This window comes from Vibrio sp. ED002 (genome assembly GCF_023277445.1).
Classification (GTDB): domain Bacteria; phylum Pseudomonadota; class Gammaproteobacteria; order Enterobacterales; family Vibrionaceae; genus Vibrio; species Vibrio jasicida.
The window spans coordinates 125,448-142,460 of record NZ_CP080239.1; the positions used below are offsets into that span (position 1 = coordinate 125,448).

A 17,013-nucleotide genomic window follows, 5' to 3' on the forward strand; every position below is an offset into this window, starting at 1 on the left:
TTAGCTGTAGATACTGTTTAGCGCTAAGCGTTGCTTCTCTTCACTGAACGCTTCATTTAAACCGACCGTGTACTGGTTGAAGTCAATGTCATGGTAATGATTAATGCAGTGTGTCAGCTGCTTCGCCATGTCTTGAGGGGTTTGTGCTAAGAATGGATAATTAAGATCTTTAGTAGCACCGATTGATCGAATGACCATAGGTAGGTGTAATTTTGCCGCTTCCAAAATGGTCAAAGGCATGCCTTCCCAAGCAGCGGTATGCAGATACATATCTGAACTTTTTAGCAAGTTGACCACTTCATTTCGTGGAATCATTCCAGTGACCGTTATCCCTATCTCACGTAGTTGATCTTCGAGCTCAATATCACCACCACCAATCCAAGTGATGTCGAACTCTCGGTTTAGGTGGTTTGGTTCTAGGGAGGCGAGAGTTTCAATCAAAAACTGAGGGTCTTTTTGAGGTGCAACACGACCGAGCACAACAAGTTTTAGCTTGTCTTTTTGTGGGCTTCTAGCGCGTGTTTCACTGTTATAAGTGACGTAGTTATTCAGTAGTTCCGCACGTTTAGCTCCGATACTTACTGCGAGGTCGCATTCTCTTTGACTGCAACCTGCTACAACATCGATCTTATTGAGTGATATTTTTTCTAACGTTTTGTAGAGGTTGCGGGAAAAATTTGAAATATCTTCACGTTCAAATGCATAGCAATGTGGCGTGTAGACTAGACGAGAACGACCAAGTTTCAAGAATCGCCCGAGGAAGCCGGCTTTGCTTGAATGCAAATGAACAATGTCTGGCTTTAATTCAGCAATAAGCGCATTGGCGTCTTTCATAAACTGCCATAAGCCACCTTCAACCCACTTTGTTTGCTTGAATACGTGATTACTGGATTCATTAGTCATGTCGTTTGAGCGTGCACGAGCAAGTAAGGAGTGTTCGTAAGGCTCGGCGCGGGAGGAATGTACATAACTGTATAGCGCTGTTTGAACACCACCACCGAACGCTTCGGTAATATGTAGTACTTTTTTCATTATGACTTTGTCCCTGGTGTTTGCTTCCATTTATTTTTGAATGCTTCGCGCTCTTGCTCAGAGTAAACGTGGCGGTATAAAGGGAGGTCATACATATAGAAAAGCTTTGAGAAATCGTAACGTTCTTTAAAGTATTGGTGGATATTGGAGTACCATTTGTTTTTTGCTTCGTTGCTGTTTTTAAGCACGAATTTGTCAAGCTGAAGAAACTCACCGATTTCTTGGTCTAGAGAGCTAAGTTGCTCACATTTGATCAGAATGACACTCGCTTTCTCATTGTCGAATGTATAGAACGGTTTCGTGTTATCAATATCTTGACGTAAAACATCAATATTGAAATTGCGCTTCAGTTCGTTATCAAACCAGTTAGCAAAGTAGTTAAGATTGATGTAGTTATCGAAACAATGTTCGATGTGCTTATACGTAACATCCATATCTCGATGGATGGCATCATTTTTCTTCCCTTCAATAAATTGGAGGTGTAAGTCTTGGAAAAAACGAGAAAATACTGTCGCGATAGGATCTCGAACTAGCGTAACGATCTTAATATGTTCACGCTTTTGTAGAATGCGCTTACGCTTGTTGAGTACTAGGCGGTACATGGTGCGGTTCTTAAAATCAAAGAACTTACTTACGTCCTTTTTGTTGTGATACATGTGGAATTCTTCATGATCATCAAAAGTATGAATATGGTAACTCGGGATTTTTCGTTCACCTAACGTGTGTTCAATTGAGGACGAACCTACTTTGCCCATTTGATAAACCAACACAAAATTGTCTGCTTGAAGTTCTCGGTTTTTTTCAAATTGTCGAGAGATTGAATATTTCATTTATCCTATCCTTGATAACTTTAAATTCGTTGTTCCGCGGTGTGATTAGTTGTTGGTTATAGGCGGAATCGGTAATTCAGTTTGATCGTTATGATCAGGTTGTTTAAGAGGTTCTATCTGACGACTATAATGCCGTTTTTTGCTGATCATGACGGGTAGTAAAAGTATTAAAATGATGGTGGTATTCACCGCGACGAAAAAAACCATCACCAGAGCGTAAATAGAAAGCAATAAGCTTTTTCTGTTTACTTTCAATGTCTTGAAGCATTGCCTCATAAAGTGGAAGTAACCACCAAATAGTAAGACAATGCCGAGTAAGCCATACTCTATTGAAGTGTCGAGAATGAAATTGTGGGTATAAATAGCCAACTCGTCGTAGTTGAAATAATGAATCATATAATGAGGCAGCATCTTTGCTCCGACGCCCAAAATAGGATGCTCAAGTAAGATGTCGAGGCCGTTTGCCAACAGTAATTTACGGTGTAAATTGGAAACCCAGCGAGCCTCACTTTGGTTGGCGAACAGAATGTCCTCTTGGGTTATTTCAAGCTTATCCGCCAATTGTTCAAACCCAAAATAGAGTGCGGCGGATATCGTCGCTAAGATAATCAAAGTGCTAACGAGTAACACCGTCCATGCATACGTTTCGTTGAGGGTTTGACGGATTAATCGTTTAATAAAAAGCTGGTCGAGGAAGACTAACAAACAGAAACCTAGCAGTGCTTTCCTTTCTTGCGATATGAGCAGTAGAGCAAACGCAAGCAGCATTAAAACAGGGAAAGCTTTGATTCGTGCTCGATATAAATAGAGAAGGGAGCAAAGAACCCCAAAAGCGTATTTACTGACGCCAAGAAGTTTAAAACCGCTGTGGTAACCTTGCGCAAAGTGCCACGCTGCGACGAGAGCGCAAATGATCAGCAAGCAATAGGTGAAGTACACCATCACTCGTTCATCGCTAAATACACCATAGGCGTATAACACCCCCAATAAACTGAGTATTGCAACCCATTGAACGGTCTCTGTGATTAAGGGGAAGATAGGTACGCGATTCAGCATGCCATTAACAAACACGTAGCCGGTAAACAACAGCAAGAATCCAATTCCAGGGTGGAACAACTTATGCGCTTTTCCTTCAAGGACAACCAGTGCAGCAAATCCCAGCGACAGCAAGCTCGCAATATCTGATGGTGCTAAAGTAACCCCTCCTAATCCAACCTTTATCGGCACGAAGAATAGAGCTAGGGTAATCGCAGCAAGCAGCGACACACGGTTACTTGCTGGTGCAGAGTTGCTGGTAAAGACCATAGTAACCATCTCGGAATTTATCGATTGTGTATAGCTTGGCACGATTCACGGAATATTCACTGGCGTGGTCGTAGAGTCCGGTCGTGTTGCATAGTTGAGCGATCTTTTCTGCTAACTGCTCTGACGCACCGACAGTGAACAAATATTCCTTGTTACCCATGACCTCATCCAGCCCGGGTACATCAGAAGAAAGTACAGGCAAACCTGCCGCCATCGCTTCGACCGCAGCAAGACCAAAGCCTTCAACATGTGATGACTGGACATAAACGTCCATATTAGAAAGAAAGGCGGGGATATCAGAAACTACGCCATGAAAATGAACACGCTCTACAATATTGAGTTGTTGGCACAACGACTCTAATTCATGTCGCTTTGCTCCATCGCCAGCAAGGTGTAGCTCATAATTGTGAGGCAATAGTGCAACAGAACGGATAAGCGTTTCATGATCCTTATGTTCATGCAGTCGGCCAACCATACCGATGTTAATCACGCTTTTCTGAGCAAGTTGGCTCTCAGTTTTCACCTTCATCGGGAAGCGTTCAAGGTCTACTCCGTTGTGAACCACACGATATTTGTGTTGATAATGAGGCATAAACTTAACCAACTCTTCTTGCACTTTTTCACTGATGCTGACAGTCAGGTCATGGCCTCTATAAAGGATGTATTCTAAGAATTTAAATAGTGGGTAGTCGCGACGACGATTGTAAGAGCAGTGTTCGGTTTGAATACGTTTTTTTCCAAACGCCAATAAAGCAAGGTAGATTGAGGGGTAAAGATGGCCGTGCACTAAATCTGGCCAACGCAATACCGACCACCTTTCTTTAAGGGAGAGTGCTTGCCAGTTGAAGCAAACGACTCCTTGTGCGGAAAGTTGATCCAAATAGTCGTTGTCATCGCATAATACTAGGACTTTGATCTCATACTCTGGCCCGTGTTCCATGACGAGATCGACGAGAAACTTTTGTGCACCACCGTTCTTGGATAGGTCATTGATAATGTGTAGTATTTTTGTTGTCATGGTTAAGCCGTTAAGTATTTTTTCTTCAACGTTTCGATTTCTGGTGCGGTAAAGAAATGTTGTGTTAACTTGGAGGACAGCATTTCTTCGACGAATTCAGGTTTGGGTTGGTATGAGCTTTTAAACTCTTTAATTAACGGTGAATACCATTTATTGTCGGCCTGATTTTCATGCACAACTTCTACGTCTTGTTGCAAAAACTCGCTGATCGCTTGTTGCGATTGATCCAGCTTGTCGATGCGAACCACCATGAGTGAAAAATTACGATTTTGATAAGTCTGGTAACCAAGTTGGTGATCAAATGGTTGAACAAAAACATCAATGCCTGTCAGTGCTTTGATTTCATTATCGAACCACTCAAGAGGATATTGGTGATTAACATGCTCTTCGAATGCTTCATGAAGTAACTGAGGACGCTCAGAGCGTACCGCGCTGTCATCTTTGAGGTACTTGTCTGCCATCCAAAACGGTAACGACTGAAAAAACATCGAGACGTTTCGTCCAACAGGTTCACGAACTAAGGAAATAATACGGACTTGTTCCTTACGTTTGAGCATATTGCACATGACAGCTCGTTTTAATGTGCGTTTAACAAGGTTAGTGACGGGCTTATGGAGTTGTGCCCGCACGGGTGAAATCTGCTTTCCTGCTTCAATTGACATCAAATCATGCAAATGAAGCGAGTTTGGAATGGATTTTTCTAGTGCGCTCGAACCTACTTTGCCCATCTGATAAATAAGGATCGGTTTTTCTTGGCTTTTAAGAATCTGATACCACTGCATAGAATGATTAGTAGGCGTATTTTTGGACATAAAGCGCTTCTCCTTCCTTAGATTTCGCCTGAGTGATAAGAACACCAAGAGATGGTATCGAGTGTTGAATTTGCTTGGATAACGCTATATTAACCAGTGATGCTTTAGTGGATTCTGAACGGATAACTGTGATCAGACCGTTAGCTTGTTGACCTAGGATTAAGGCGTCACTAACAGACAGCAATGGTGGCGTATCAATAATGATGCGATCGTATTTGTCCTTTAGATGGCTCAACAATTTATCGAAGCGGTCTGATGCCAGTAACTCCTGTGGGTTAGGTGGAATGATCCCTGCCGGCAGTACATCTAAATTCGCTTCTTCATTCCGTACAATGCAATCTCTCAAAGGGGCGTCCATAGTCAGGATGTTTGTGAGGCCAGGATTTGACTCTGGAATATTGAATCGTTTTGCTAGTGATGGTCTGCGCAAGTCACAATCAATAAGCAGTACTCTCTCCATCGTTGAAAAGGATACGGCCATATTGATGCTGGTGGATGTCTTACCCTCTTCTGGTATTGCAGAGGTGAAAGGCAGTACTTTCTGATTGGTATTCGTAAGCCTTAACAACAAGGATGTTCTTACCGAGCGGCAAGCTTCACTAAACAGTTTTTCATCTTGGTCTAAATAAGCCGAGTAGGTAACGCCTCCTTGTCTGAGGTTACGTTTTTTGACCTTTGGAATGGTACCAAGGCACGTGACGCCAAGTTTATCTTGAACATCAGATGAAGTTCGAATGACTTCGCGAAGTGTTTCTAAAAGAATCACAAGCGCGCAAGCAATTGCAAACCCGAAGAAAGTAGCGATTAGAACCAACTTCATGCGCTGTGGGGCGATAGGGAAGAGTGGCACAATCGCTGGGTCAGTAAATCGCGCAGTGACATTTTTGTAATCGCTTGTCGCGTTCGTTTCTTTTTCACGATTCAAAAACGCTTCGTAAAGATCTTTGTTGGATTCCACTTCTCGCTTGAGTTGCTCGTAACGTGCTTTTTGAGATCCAAGCATTTGGAAGTCTGACTTTTTACGATCCAATTCAGCTCGTAAAAGATCTTCTTGTGACTTTGCTGCGAGTAAGTCTTGCTGCTTACTAAAAGAAATTTCACGTATCAGTCGCTGCGTTCTTGCTTGGATAGATGTCAGCTGCGCCTGAGCTTGAATCATACGATCATGTTTCGGGCCGTAGCGTTGTGACAATTCCGATACACTTTTCGCCGCTTGTGCTTCAGATAGTTTTAAATCGCGTATTTGCGCTTGGTTGGCAAACTCATCAATAGATAACAAGCTATCCAAATCCTGTGAGGACTTTCGCTTAAGGAGCTCAATTAATGTTTGTGCTTCTATTCGGTTGTTGACAGCAGTGTTGAGTTTTCGGTTGAGTTCTTCCAGTTCGTTAGCATAGATGTCATCGATGCCATTAATGTCGATTAGCCCTTCTTGCATCAAGAATTCTTGCAGAGCCTGCTCTGAGGTTCTAAGGCGTTCTTCTAACTTCTGCGAGTTATTGGTTAACCATGTTGCCGCATTTTGCGTGACAACCAGTTTAGCTTCGAAATTTGCATCGATGTAAGCCTGACCGACAGCGTTTGCAACGGTGGTTGCAAGTTGAGAGTCGGTGGAGCGAAAACGAATCTTCACCAATTGGGTATTGCGAACGGGCTCAATCTCAAGCTTTCTTTTAAAAGTTTGTAGCGCTTGATAGTACGGTTTGCTGTGTTGGGATGTTTCCTTGGGGTTTGGTGCGACGTGCAGTAAATCCTGTACAAAAGGAATCGCTTTTATTTCATCAATTTTCTGTTTGATACCGCTAGCACTGGTGAATTCTGGGTGCTTAGTTAGGTTGAGTTGAGTGATGACTTTATCGGCGATGTGGTTGGATTTCAGTATCGCGATTTGAGTTTGGAAGTACTCTTTCTTTGTGGTATCAACCCCATACACTTCTTCGATCGAGAGGGCGCTTTTTTGCTCTTCTTGGATGAGTAGGGTTGCCGTTGCTTGGTATACCGACTTCTTTGAATAGATATACCAAGTGCAGGTGAGAGAAAAGATAATGGTAAAAGCAAGAATACTTAACCAGTTCTTTTTCAGGGTTCTGAAGTGGTGCCCGAACCGAATTAGCTCAACGTGATTCGAAGGGATATGATTTGCTTGAGTTCCGTTCATTGAATTGCCTGTCATTTAGAAGAAGCTCTGATCGATAAATACAATGTCACCAGGTTCAACAGAACGTTGCATGCTGACACTTTCCACGGTTTTACCCGTATTGTGTTGAGTAAGGTTGATGCCTTTACGGGAAGCTCTATCCGTTAACCCACCTGCGAGTGCTATCGCTTTTTCGATGGTCAATCCTGGTTGATATTCAAAGCCCCCAGGTTTTCTCACTTCACCGTTGACATAAAACAATCGGAAACTGTTGATGGTGACCATCACCTTTGGATTAATGAGGTAATCTCCCTTTAACCCAGTCTCGATTTCATACTTCAGTTGTTTGGGTGTTTTGTTGATTGCTTTAATACGCCCAAGGTATGGGTAATCAAAGTAGCCATCTGACGTGATAAGGATATTTTTAATGGTGAGGTCTTCTTCGCCATACACTTGGACTGAAATCGTGTCGCCAGTATCTAATTGGTAATCCTGTTCGTTAGCAGCCGAAAACGTCGGAGCACTGAACAAGGTGAGTACGAAACTCAACAAAGTGGTTAAAAGTTTCATTAACGTTCCTTGTTATAAAGAAAATCGAGCGCTAAGAGCCCAAATGTTTTGATCAAAGCTATAATTCTGCCAATTGGAATTCTTGTCCTGATATCGCCAGTCAGCTTGAAGTAAAACCCACCGCTTTATGTGGTAATCGAGTCCCGCAGAGAGGGCGTAGCGATCTTCATTTCGTGTGATACCGGTATAGTCATCTTGTTGGTACAAAGCCCCTAATCGTGTTGTTAGGTAACTGTTCCAATCGTGTTTTATATCTAATATGTAGCGTGTTTGAAGGTTGTAATCGCCGTCTTGGTCAGGGCTAACTGCCGCTTGGTTGGTTTTGACCGTAAACAGGGTTTGCTCTTGTGGGAGCCACTCCAAACCAATGTCCCAACTCAATCCGTCAAAGGTTTCTCGCTCATCGCTGTCGAAGCTCTTAACCTGATAGCCCAAGCGGGCTATGCCCTTAGTTTTACCTGTTACTTCCCACTGAGCTCCGGTGTAGTAGAAGCCGGAATAGTTGTCTTTTGAAGGTGAGGAAGGGTTGTCTGACAGGTAGTCTGTGTTCGCTTGTTGAGTGCCTACTAGCCAATAAGTTCGCGGTGTTGCACGTAGATAAAATTCTAAATGGGCATTTGGTGAACGAAAGTCGTTGTACTTCGTCTTTGAGCTTCGCTTTCCGGGTAAGCCTTCACGGTAGTTTTGGTAAGTTTTGTCTCGATATCCAATGCCAGCTTCGAACCTTCCTTTTGAACCCTCAGAACCAAATACATAGTTTGTTCTCAGGTCATTGCGATGAAATTCAACAGGATCAATCAGTAAGGAGCCTTGACCCTCAGTGAAGTCCTCACCTTTTTCTTCATGTTGAGCTCGAAATTGATAATCGATAACAAGATGATTGCGACGATTGAATTCAAAGAAATTAGTAAACTGAAAGGTGTGGTCATCGTAGTCATTCTGATCATCAGAAGAAAACCCAGCACTCAGCTTATAGAGTAGGTTTGCTCGGTATTGATTACGTTCTATTTTGGCCAGCAAAGCAGGTTCTACGCCCCATATGTTGACTGATTCTATGTTCTCACCACTATCGGCTTTGTTGATGTTGTCATTACCTTCGTAAAACAAACCAACGGTAGGAATAAGCTCAATGCCGGAGTCTGTTTTGTAGGCCATCGGTTCAGCCGATGCAGCTGCCGAAATGAGGGTAACAGCTGCGATGACAGGAGCTTTCTTTATTGGGATGAATTTAATACGCATTGGAACCTGTAAACCCTTTGAAAATGGTTAAGAAAATGATTTTGAGGTCCATCCATACTGACCAGTGGTGGATGTAATCCAAATCGAATTCAACGCGCTTTTCCATTTTATCTAGAGTGTCTGTTTCACCTCGATAACCATTAATTTGAGCCCAGCCGGTAATACCAGGCTTTACCTTATGTCTCAGCATGTAGCGATCGACAATCTGGCGATACTCTTCGTTGTGTGACACCGCGTGTGGACGAGGTCCGACAATTGACATCGTACCTTGAAGAACATTGATAAATTGAGGAAGTTCGTCGAGAGAAGTTCGACGAAGGAATCCACCGAAAGGCGTAATACGAGGGTCGTTTTTAGTGGCTTGTTTTACATCGTTGCCTTGTTCCATCGTTGTCATTGAACGGAACTTCCAAACTGCAATCTTTCGACCATCCAACCCGTAACGGAACTGTTTAAAGATGATTGGGCCTTTTGAAGTCAGCTTAATCCCGACTGAAATGGCGAGCAGTACTGGAGAAATTAGAAGCACTATAATGCTAGAGAGAACAATATCTTCTAGGCGTTTAATCCAAGATGAAATCCCTGCGAAGGGGGTATCAAAAACGCTTAGAGTTTGTACTTGGCCGATTTGATCCCAACGTGAGTGCAACAGGTTATAAGTGAAGAAATCAGGGATGAGATAAGTATTAGCCGTCGTATCAGAAAACTGATTGAGGAATAGCGCGATACGCTCGTTTGCATGCATTGGCATTGCGATATAGACGTAATCGACCTCACCACGTTTCGCTCGTTCCAGCGCTAAACTTACGTTGCCTTTGATTGGGTAGTCTGACGTAGGTAAGCGGTCCTTTGAGCGTTCGTCGTAGAAACCATCGAACAGCACACCATGTTCAGAGTGGTTTTCTAGTTCATTCGCCAAAGTTAAACCATGTTGGGTTTGTCCAATGATGATTGCTGTTCTGGTGTTGTAGCCTAGTTTACGCATGTAGGCTAAAGCGACGCGAAACACGCTTCGCCAAGATAAAAGGAGGATGGGTGTAAGCAGGAACCAAACGACTAATAGGTTTTTATCAAATAGTTGATGAACTTGAGAGAAGTACAAAACCATAAAGAGGAAGGTACAGGTAACGAGCCAAGATATGCACGTGATAGAGATTTGCTCTTTGAACGAGCTTGTACGCCATGAGCGATATAACTTGCCGCTTTCAGCCATGATCAGAAATGAGATGCTACCGACGAATGATAAGATTACGTAGTCTTTCTCAATAGAGGTGTTAACGTCATTCATTACGAGTAGCAGCATAAATGACACAATGACAACGAGATCAATCAGGCGGTATAGAAAAGCAAACTCCACCTCATGCGAACGAATAAGTCCTTTGTGTTTCATAACTTAAGTTTCCCTTTAGACACGCTACCGCCATTGAGTGTCGTTCTCAATATCCGTGTCATTAACGCTTTATATTGTTAAGGCTTGTGTAATAGATTGGGCTAGAGCCCTTATATATCCGAAACAAGTTTAAAAATTTGCACTGTTTGGGTAAGTGGAAATAAGAATGAAATTTAGACCTTAGGCTAATATTTACAGGTTAGGAAAAACGTAATACTTACTGGGGGTTGGTGGGTAAAAGTACTAATCAGGGAGTAAGATAAGGTAACTAATGTTTGACGATGAACATTGTCTATTGGATTAATTTTTAAGGTGAGAAATTAATACGATAGTTTTGAAATAAAACAATCCCTCTCGAATGAGAGGGATTGTTAGCAAGCAAAGGTGAAAGAGATTTTATTCTACGTCTACGCCATTTTCTTTATGTAGGCGACGACACGCACGACCATCACTGTGGAACAAGTGGCATCGATGCGCTGGGATACCGATTTCAAGCTTGTCACCCGTATCAACTGGTAACGTGTCTGGCTGGCGGTAGATAACATCTGCGTCAGCACCTTCAAGGTTCAAGTAAACTTGAGTCTCATTACCAAGTTTTTCAACAATCATCACTTCGCCGTGAATTGCTGCGTCAGCTTCTGTTGCTTCAATGAGGTGCTCTGGACGAATACCTAGTGACATACGGTCACCACGGTTAACTGTTGTGCCATCGACTGGAATCCAGAACGACACACCGTTAGAAAGTTGTACTTTTACGCGCTCTGCTTCGGCTTCTTCAATGAATACGCTCATGAAGTTCATTTTTGGTGAGCCGATGAAGCCAGCGACAAAGCGGTTTTGTGGGTAGTGGTAAAGCTCCAGAGGTTTACCAACCTGAGAAACGTAACCGCCATCAAGAACCACGATTTTATCTGCCATTGTCATTGCTTCTACCTGATCGTGTGTTACGTAGATCATGGTACAGCCTAGTTGGCGTTGTAGCTTAGTGATTTGCGCACGCATGTTTACACGAAGCGCGGCGTCTAGGTTTGATAGTGGCTCATCAAGAAGGAATACGTTTGGCTGAGAAACAAGCGTACGGCCGATGGCGACACGTTGACGTTGACCACCAGATAGTGCTTTTGGTTGACGCTCCAACAAGTGACCCAGCTGAAGGATTTCCGCTGCGTGCTCAACACGCTTATCGATTTCCGCTTTGTCCGCTTTTGCCAGCTTAAGACCAAACGACATGTTGTCGTATAGATTTAGGTGTGGGTAAAGAGCGTAAGACTGGAATACCATACCAACACCACGTTTGGATGGTTCTACGTCGTTCATGCGCTCGTCACCAATATACAAATCACCTGATGTAATGTCTTCAAGACCGGCAATACAACGTAGAAGGGTAGATTTACCACAACCTGATGGACCAACGAAAACCACGAATTCGCCTTCGTGGATTTCTAGATCTACGTTTTTAGAAATCAGTACGTCGCCATACGCTTTACAAACATTTTTTAACGTGACACTCGCCATGTAGCTCGTCCTCGATCAATTTTTATTTTTCACCGCTCATCATTATATGAATTTTCTAGCGAGCAGTAACAGTAGGAATCGGTAAGTTATTGGGGTTGGTAAGAAAAACAGGGTAACGCTCCAAAATGTCCTGAACAGGAGCGTTACCCACCATAGCCAAATACGAGTTTCTCTCCCCCACATTATTCGTGTTGTCTCCCCCGTGAAATAATTACCACAAACAACACCAATAATGACAATTCCGCTCGTATGGCAATGCAAAACCAGCAAATCTTTTAACCTATAGGGTAGGTACTGCTGGGAAAGGGTTCTTACCATCCACTCTTGGATGACTGCAGTTTCTAAGATTGTGCTCATTGCTACATCCTCCTAGTGGAAATAATTGTAGGGGGAGTAGGCGGGGAGGAGGCAAAAAGGAGGAGTAGAGGGAGAGTTGGGCGGAAATCACATTATTGCGTGACCTAAAGTTGAAACCGATCACAGGAAGTATTCATTTTGTGATTTGAGTCTCTAACCCTTGGCGATTCAGATCACGAAAATACGTCATAATTGCAAGGGCGTAGGGATTAGGAGGATGAGACATATAGGATTATTTCAGATGATATATGTCGAAATACGGCTGAACCTCAATGGACTAGCCCTACATCAAAAATATAAAAAGGATACGAACATGAAAAAATTAAGCGCTGCAGCACTAGGTACTCTTGTTGCTCTGGGCTCTTTCGGTGCAAACGCTGCCATCGAAGAAGGACAACTTACTATCTGGATCAACGGTGATAAAGGCTACAACGGCCTTGCAGAGGTTGGTAAGAAGTTTGAAGAAGACACTGGTATCAAAGTAACAGTGGCTCACCCAGACGGCCTACAAGACAAGTTTCCTCAAACTGCAGCGACAGGTGATGGTCCTGATATCGTATTCTGGGCTCACGACCGTTTCGGTGGTTATGCAGAAGCTGGTCTACTTGCTGAAATCAAACCTTCTCAAGAGGTTCAAGAAGGCATCGTTGATTTCGCATGGGATGCAGTTCGTTACGACGGCAAACTGATCGGCTACCCTGTAGCGGTTGAGTCTCTATCTCTTATCTACAACAAAGATCTTGTTCCAAACCCACCTAAAACATGGGAAGAGGTTGCAGCATTAGATGCGAAACTTAAGAAAGACGGCAAGTCTGCAATCATGTGGAACCTAAAAGAACCGTACTTCACATGGCCACTAATGGCGGCTGATGGCGGTTACGCATTCAAGTACACTTCAACTGGCTACGATGTTAAAGATGCTGGTATTGCGAACGAAGGCGTGAAAGACGCAATGAACTTCGTGAAAGGTCTTGTAGACAAAGGCGTTATCTCTGCGGATATGGATTACTCAGTATCTGAGTCTGCGTTCAACCAAGGCACTGCGGCAATGACTATCAATGGCCCATGGTCATGGGGCAACATCGAGAAGTCTGGTGTGAACTACGGCGTAACAACACTACCTAAATTCCAAGGTCAATCTTCTAAGCCATTCGTTGGTGTTTTAACTGCTGGTATCAGCACTGCATCACCTAACAAAGACCTAGCAGTAGAGTTCATCGAGAACTACCTACTAACTAACGACGGTCTACGTATGGTTAACAACGATAAGCCACTTGGCGCGGTTGCTCTAAACTCATTCCAAAAAGAGCTAGATTCAGATACTCGTATCGCTGCAACAATGGACAATGCGATGAACGGCGAAATCATGCCAAACATCCCACAAATGAACGCATTCTGGGGTGCTGCTAAGAACGCTATCATCAACGTTGTTGACGGTCGTCAAACTGTAGATGCTGCTCTAGCAGATGCAGAAAAACAAATGACTAAATAATTCAGTAATACCCTTTTTAAGGAGGGGGCAACCTCTCCTTACTTTTCTACTTTTATCCTATATTCGCTAGCAGGTTCCCTATGCAGTCAGTTCAAGGTACAAATGCTATGACAGCACCAGAAGCCAGCCTTCCGAGCAGCAAAAAAGTGTTTATCAAGTGGGCACTATTAGGCACAGTCGGCATTATCAATGGCTACGCAACAATCCTTATGTATTCTCGTGGTGAGATTGCGTTTGCACTCCTTACGCTCATTCTTACCGGTTTAGCGCTATTTATTTTTGGTAGTAAAAAGACCTACGCTCATCGTTATATCTACCCAGGTATTGCGGGGATGATCTTATTCATCCTTTTCCCTTTGGCTTATACCATAGGTCTCGCATTCACTAACTACAGCGCAAAAAACCAACTCTCTTTTGACCGTGCGCAGACCGTTTTAATGGACAGAACGTACCAAAGTGGTGATAGCTACCCGTTCACTCTGTACAAAACTGAGCAGGGTCATCAAATTGTAGTGAAGAAAGGTGAGGCGCTTTTAGCAACACCAACCTTTGAATTGAAAGGCTTCTCTGCGACAGACTTAGATTTAGCGCCAATCACAGAAGCGACGGGCGATAAAGAACCGATTAAAACGATCGTTAAAAACCGCAGTGCTTTGAGTGGGGTTGATTTACACCTGCCAAACGGCGATGACATCCGTATGAGCGGTCTTCGTAAGTTTGCGGCTGTTGTTCCGCTTTACACGCTGCAAGACGATGGTGAGACGCTATACAACAATCGTACTCAAGAGACACTACGTCCAAATATGGATGTGGGTTACTACCAACCAGTAGATGAAAATGGTCAGTTTGTTGGTAATACGGTTTCTCCAGGTTTCGTGGTAAACATCGGTACGCACAACTTTGAACGCGTTTGGAAAGATGATGGTATTAAAGAGCCGTTCATCAGCATCTTTATCTGGACGATTGTTTTCTCTGCGTTGACTGTTGTTTGTACACTGGTTATCGGTCTAGTACTTGCAAGTGTCGTTCAGTGGGAAGCTTTGAAAGGCCGCTCTGCATACCGATTACTGCTTATTCTTCCGTATGCGGTACCAGCGTTTATCTCTATCTTGATCTTTAAAGGTCTCTTCAACCAGAGCTTTGGTGAGATCAACATGTTGTTAGAAGGGTTGTTTGGTATTAGCCCTGCGTGGTTCTCTGACCCATTCATGGCGAAAACCATGATCCTAGTGGTCAACACATGGTTAGGTTTCCCTTACATGATGATTCTTTGCATGGGTCTACTAAAAGCCATTCCTGAAGACCTCTATGAAGCATCAGCTATTGATGGCGCAAACTTCATCACCAACTTTACTCGCATCACGCTACCGATGATGCTTAAGCCACTAACGCCATTGCTGATCGCTAGCTTCGCGTTTAACTTCAACAACTTTGTACTTATCCAGCTATTAACGGGTGGTGGTCCTAACATGATTGGCACATCGGAGCCGGCAGGTTACACGGACTTACTTGTAAGCTACACGTACCGCATTGCATTTGAAGGCGCTGGCGGTCAAGACTTCGGTCTAGCAAGTGCGGTTGCAACGCTTATCTTCCTATTGGTTGGCGCGCTAGCACTATTGAACCTACGTGTTACTAAAGTAGCTCAGGATTAAGGAGACAGAACAATGGCAATGGTACAAGGCAAGTCATTAAAATATCGTGTTTGGGCTACGCATATCGCAATGTGGGCGTTCTTAGCGCTGATTATCTTCCCTCTACTGATGATCATCGCGATCTCATTCCGTGAAGGTAACTTTGCAACAGGTAGCCTTATCCCAGACAACCCGACGCTAGACCACTGGAAATTAGCGCTAGGCATATCAGTCACAAACGCAGATGGGTCGGTTACACCGCCGCCATTCCCAGTCATGACTTGGCTGTGGAACTCAGTAAAAGTTGGTGGTATTTCAGCTATCTTGATTGTGGCTCTGTCGACCACTTCAGCGTACGCGTTTGCTCGTATGAAGTTCAAAGGTAAGAACACTATCCTGAAAGCGATGATGATCTTCCAAATGTTCCCAGCAGTATTGGCATTGGTTGCACTATACGCATTGTTTGACAAACTAGGTCAGTACATCCCGTTCCTAGGCTTGAACACGCATGGTGGTTTGATCTTCGCTTACTTAGGCGGTATCGCTCTTCACGTATGGACAATCAAAGGCTACTTTGAAAGCATCGATTCTTCATTAGAAGAAGCAGCAGCGCTCGATGGTGCAACGCCTTGGCAGGCATTCCGTCTGGTACTACTTCCACTGTCAGTGCCAATTCTTGCGGTAGTGTTTATCTTGTCATTTATCATGGTGATAGGCGAAGTTCCGGTAGCATCACTACTGCTATCTGATGTAAACTCGTACACTCTTGCGGTTGGTATGCAGCAGTACTTGTACCCTCAGAACTACTTATGGGGTGACTTTGCAGCAGCAGCAGTGCTTTCAGCTGTACCAATCACAGCGGTATTCTTACTGGCGCAACGCTGGCTTGTTGGTGGTCTAACGGCTGGTGGTGTGAAAGGTTAATCTTGGTTGGTCACTAAGATACAAAAGAATAACTAGAAAAGGGCGACCATTAGGTCGCCCTTATATTTAGCAATCGATATTACACTTTTGGTTTGGCCGCCGATCAGTAATATCCCGCTTTAATTGGCGTTACGCATAGCTGGCTGTTAGCTTAGTTCCTTACGCTTTAATCACTAACAGTTTCTTGTAACCATAACCTGAGTCTTGACTCAGGTTTTTTTATGCCTGTCGTTCACGAGGTTTATTTTCTTAATGCAGGTAGAGATTAGCGGCTTTGCAATGGATTACACAGTTGAGCCGGAATGCCATGCGTATCACTTCACATAAATAATCTGTGGGTATTTTCGAAAGGGCGATCAGGGAGTTGGGAGAGATTAAAGCTCTCGGCTTGAAGGAGCGCAACCTACGTACTGAAGCAAGGTATATAAGCTCTCTTGTTGCAGCGCAACGCGACGAAATAAATCAGCAAAAGTAGAATCACCACCAAAGCAAGCTTGAATGTAATGATTAATCTCTGTTTCGTTATATCCTTCGACATACATCGTTCTTACCCACTGGTATTCAACGGCTTTCAAATTAGTGAGTGTGTCTTCGCTTAATGTGGTCTCTTTCAATCTCAAGATCCAAACTCTATCCAATAGCAAAATTGTGCTTGGATTTAAGCAAATCAAAGTGAAAGATTTATGACAATTTGACGCTTGTGTGAAGCGAATGACACAACCATGACATTGCTTCACACAGCAAGGGGGCAAACGCTT

14 protein-coding genes are annotated in these 17,013 nt (G+C 43.5%); 3 read left to right on the top strand and 11 right to left on the bottom strand.

Going from position 1 to position 17,013, the window contains the following annotated elements:
- The 10 genes from ITG12_RS17330 to malK form a co-directional block, all read right to left on the bottom strand.
- On the bottom strand, positions 1-1,032 hold the full coding sequence (locus tag ITG12_RS17330) for a glycosyltransferase (protein ID WP_038867196.1): 1,032 nt from the start codon (positions 1,030-1,032) through the stop codon (positions 1-3).
- Positions 1,032-1,862, bottom strand: coding sequence for a putative capsular polysaccharide synthesis family protein (locus ITG12_RS17335; RefSeq protein ID WP_038867197.1), 831 nt, complete (start codon positions 1,860-1,862; stop codon positions 1,032-1,034). The genes ITG12_RS17330 and ITG12_RS17335 overlap by 1 nt, the downstream gene beginning before the upstream one ends.
- 45 nt (positions 1,863-1,907) lie before the next feature.
- On the bottom strand, positions 1,908-3,167 hold the full coding sequence (locus ITG12_RS17340) for an O-antigen ligase family protein (RefSeq protein WP_248874623.1): 1,260 nt from the start codon (positions 3,165-3,167) through the stop codon (positions 1,908-1,910).
- Positions 3,133-4,185: a glycosyltransferase gene (locus ITG12_RS17345; protein WP_038877788.1), complete on the bottom strand. Its 1,053-nt coding sequence runs from the start codon at positions 4,183-4,185 to the stop codon at positions 3,133-3,135. The genes ITG12_RS17340 and ITG12_RS17345 overlap by 35 nt, the downstream gene beginning before the upstream one ends.
- Before the next feature lie 2 nt (positions 4,186-4,187).
- Positions 4,188-4,997, bottom strand: a complete 810-nt coding sequence (locus ITG12_RS17350; protein WP_038867200.1) for a putative capsular polysaccharide synthesis family protein — start codon at positions 4,995-4,997, stop codon at positions 4,188-4,190.
- A complete protein-coding gene (locus ITG12_RS17355; RefSeq protein ID WP_248874625.1) occupies positions 4,975-7,170 on the bottom strand; it encodes a polysaccharide biosynthesis tyrosine autokinase in 2,196 nt (731 codons plus the stop codon). The genes ITG12_RS17350 and ITG12_RS17355 overlap by 23 nt, the downstream gene beginning before the upstream one ends.
- Positions 7,171-7,704 (bottom strand): polysaccharide biosynthesis/export family protein, encoded by a 534-nt coding sequence (locus tag ITG12_RS17360; RefSeq protein WP_038867203.1) that lies wholly within the window; start codon positions 7,702-7,704, stop codon positions 7,171-7,173.
- 12 nt (positions 7,705-7,716) lie between these two features.
- Positions 7,717-8,943: an outer membrane beta-barrel protein gene (locus ITG12_RS17365; RefSeq protein WP_054755178.1), complete on the bottom strand. Its 1,227-nt coding sequence runs from the start codon at positions 8,941-8,943 to the stop codon at positions 7,717-7,719.
- The gene (locus ITG12_RS17370; RefSeq protein WP_248874627.1) at positions 8,933-10,333 is read right to left on the bottom strand and encodes an undecaprenyl-phosphate glucose phosphotransferase; all 1,401 of its coding nucleotides are present in this window, start codon (positions 10,331-10,333) and stop codon (positions 8,933-8,935) included. The genes ITG12_RS17365 and ITG12_RS17370 overlap by 11 nt, the downstream gene beginning before the upstream one ends.
- A 396-nt stretch (positions 10,334-10,729) precedes the next feature.
- Positions 10,730-11,848 (bottom strand): maltose/maltodextrin ABC transporter ATP-binding protein MalK, encoded by a 1,119-nt coding sequence (gene malK / locus ITG12_RS17375; protein ID WP_038867207.1) that lies wholly within the window; start codon positions 11,846-11,848, stop codon positions 10,730-10,732.
- A gap of 670 nt (positions 11,849-12,518) precedes the next feature.
- On the opposite strand from malK, the gene malE reads away from it, so the two are divergent.
- From malE to malG, 3 genes are all read left to right on the top strand, one after another.
- Positions 12,519-13,697, top strand: coding sequence for a maltose/maltodextrin ABC transporter substrate-binding protein MalE (gene malE / locus ITG12_RS17380; protein ID WP_038877780.1), 1,179 nt, complete (start codon positions 12,519-12,521; stop codon positions 13,695-13,697).
- A gap of 80 nt (positions 13,698-13,777) precedes the next feature.
- Entirely contained in the window at positions 13,778-15,352 is a 1,575-nt protein-coding gene (malF, locus tag ITG12_RS17385) for a maltose ABC transporter permease MalF (RefSeq protein ID WP_039975037.1), read from the top strand.
- A gap of 12 nt (positions 15,353-15,364) precedes the next feature.
- On the top strand, positions 15,365-16,255 hold the full coding sequence (gene malG / locus ITG12_RS17390) for a maltose ABC transporter permease MalG (protein WP_020194055.1): 891 nt from the start codon (positions 15,365-15,367) through the stop codon (positions 16,253-16,255).
- A 374-nt stretch (positions 16,256-16,629) separates the two neighbouring features.
- Here the strand turns inward: malG and ITG12_RS17395 are convergent, their stop codons facing one another.
- Entirely contained in the window at positions 16,630-16,875 is a 246-nt protein-coding gene (locus ITG12_RS17395; protein ID WP_038867219.1) for a hypothetical protein, read from the bottom strand.
- Positions 16,876-17,013 lie beyond the last annotated feature (138 nt).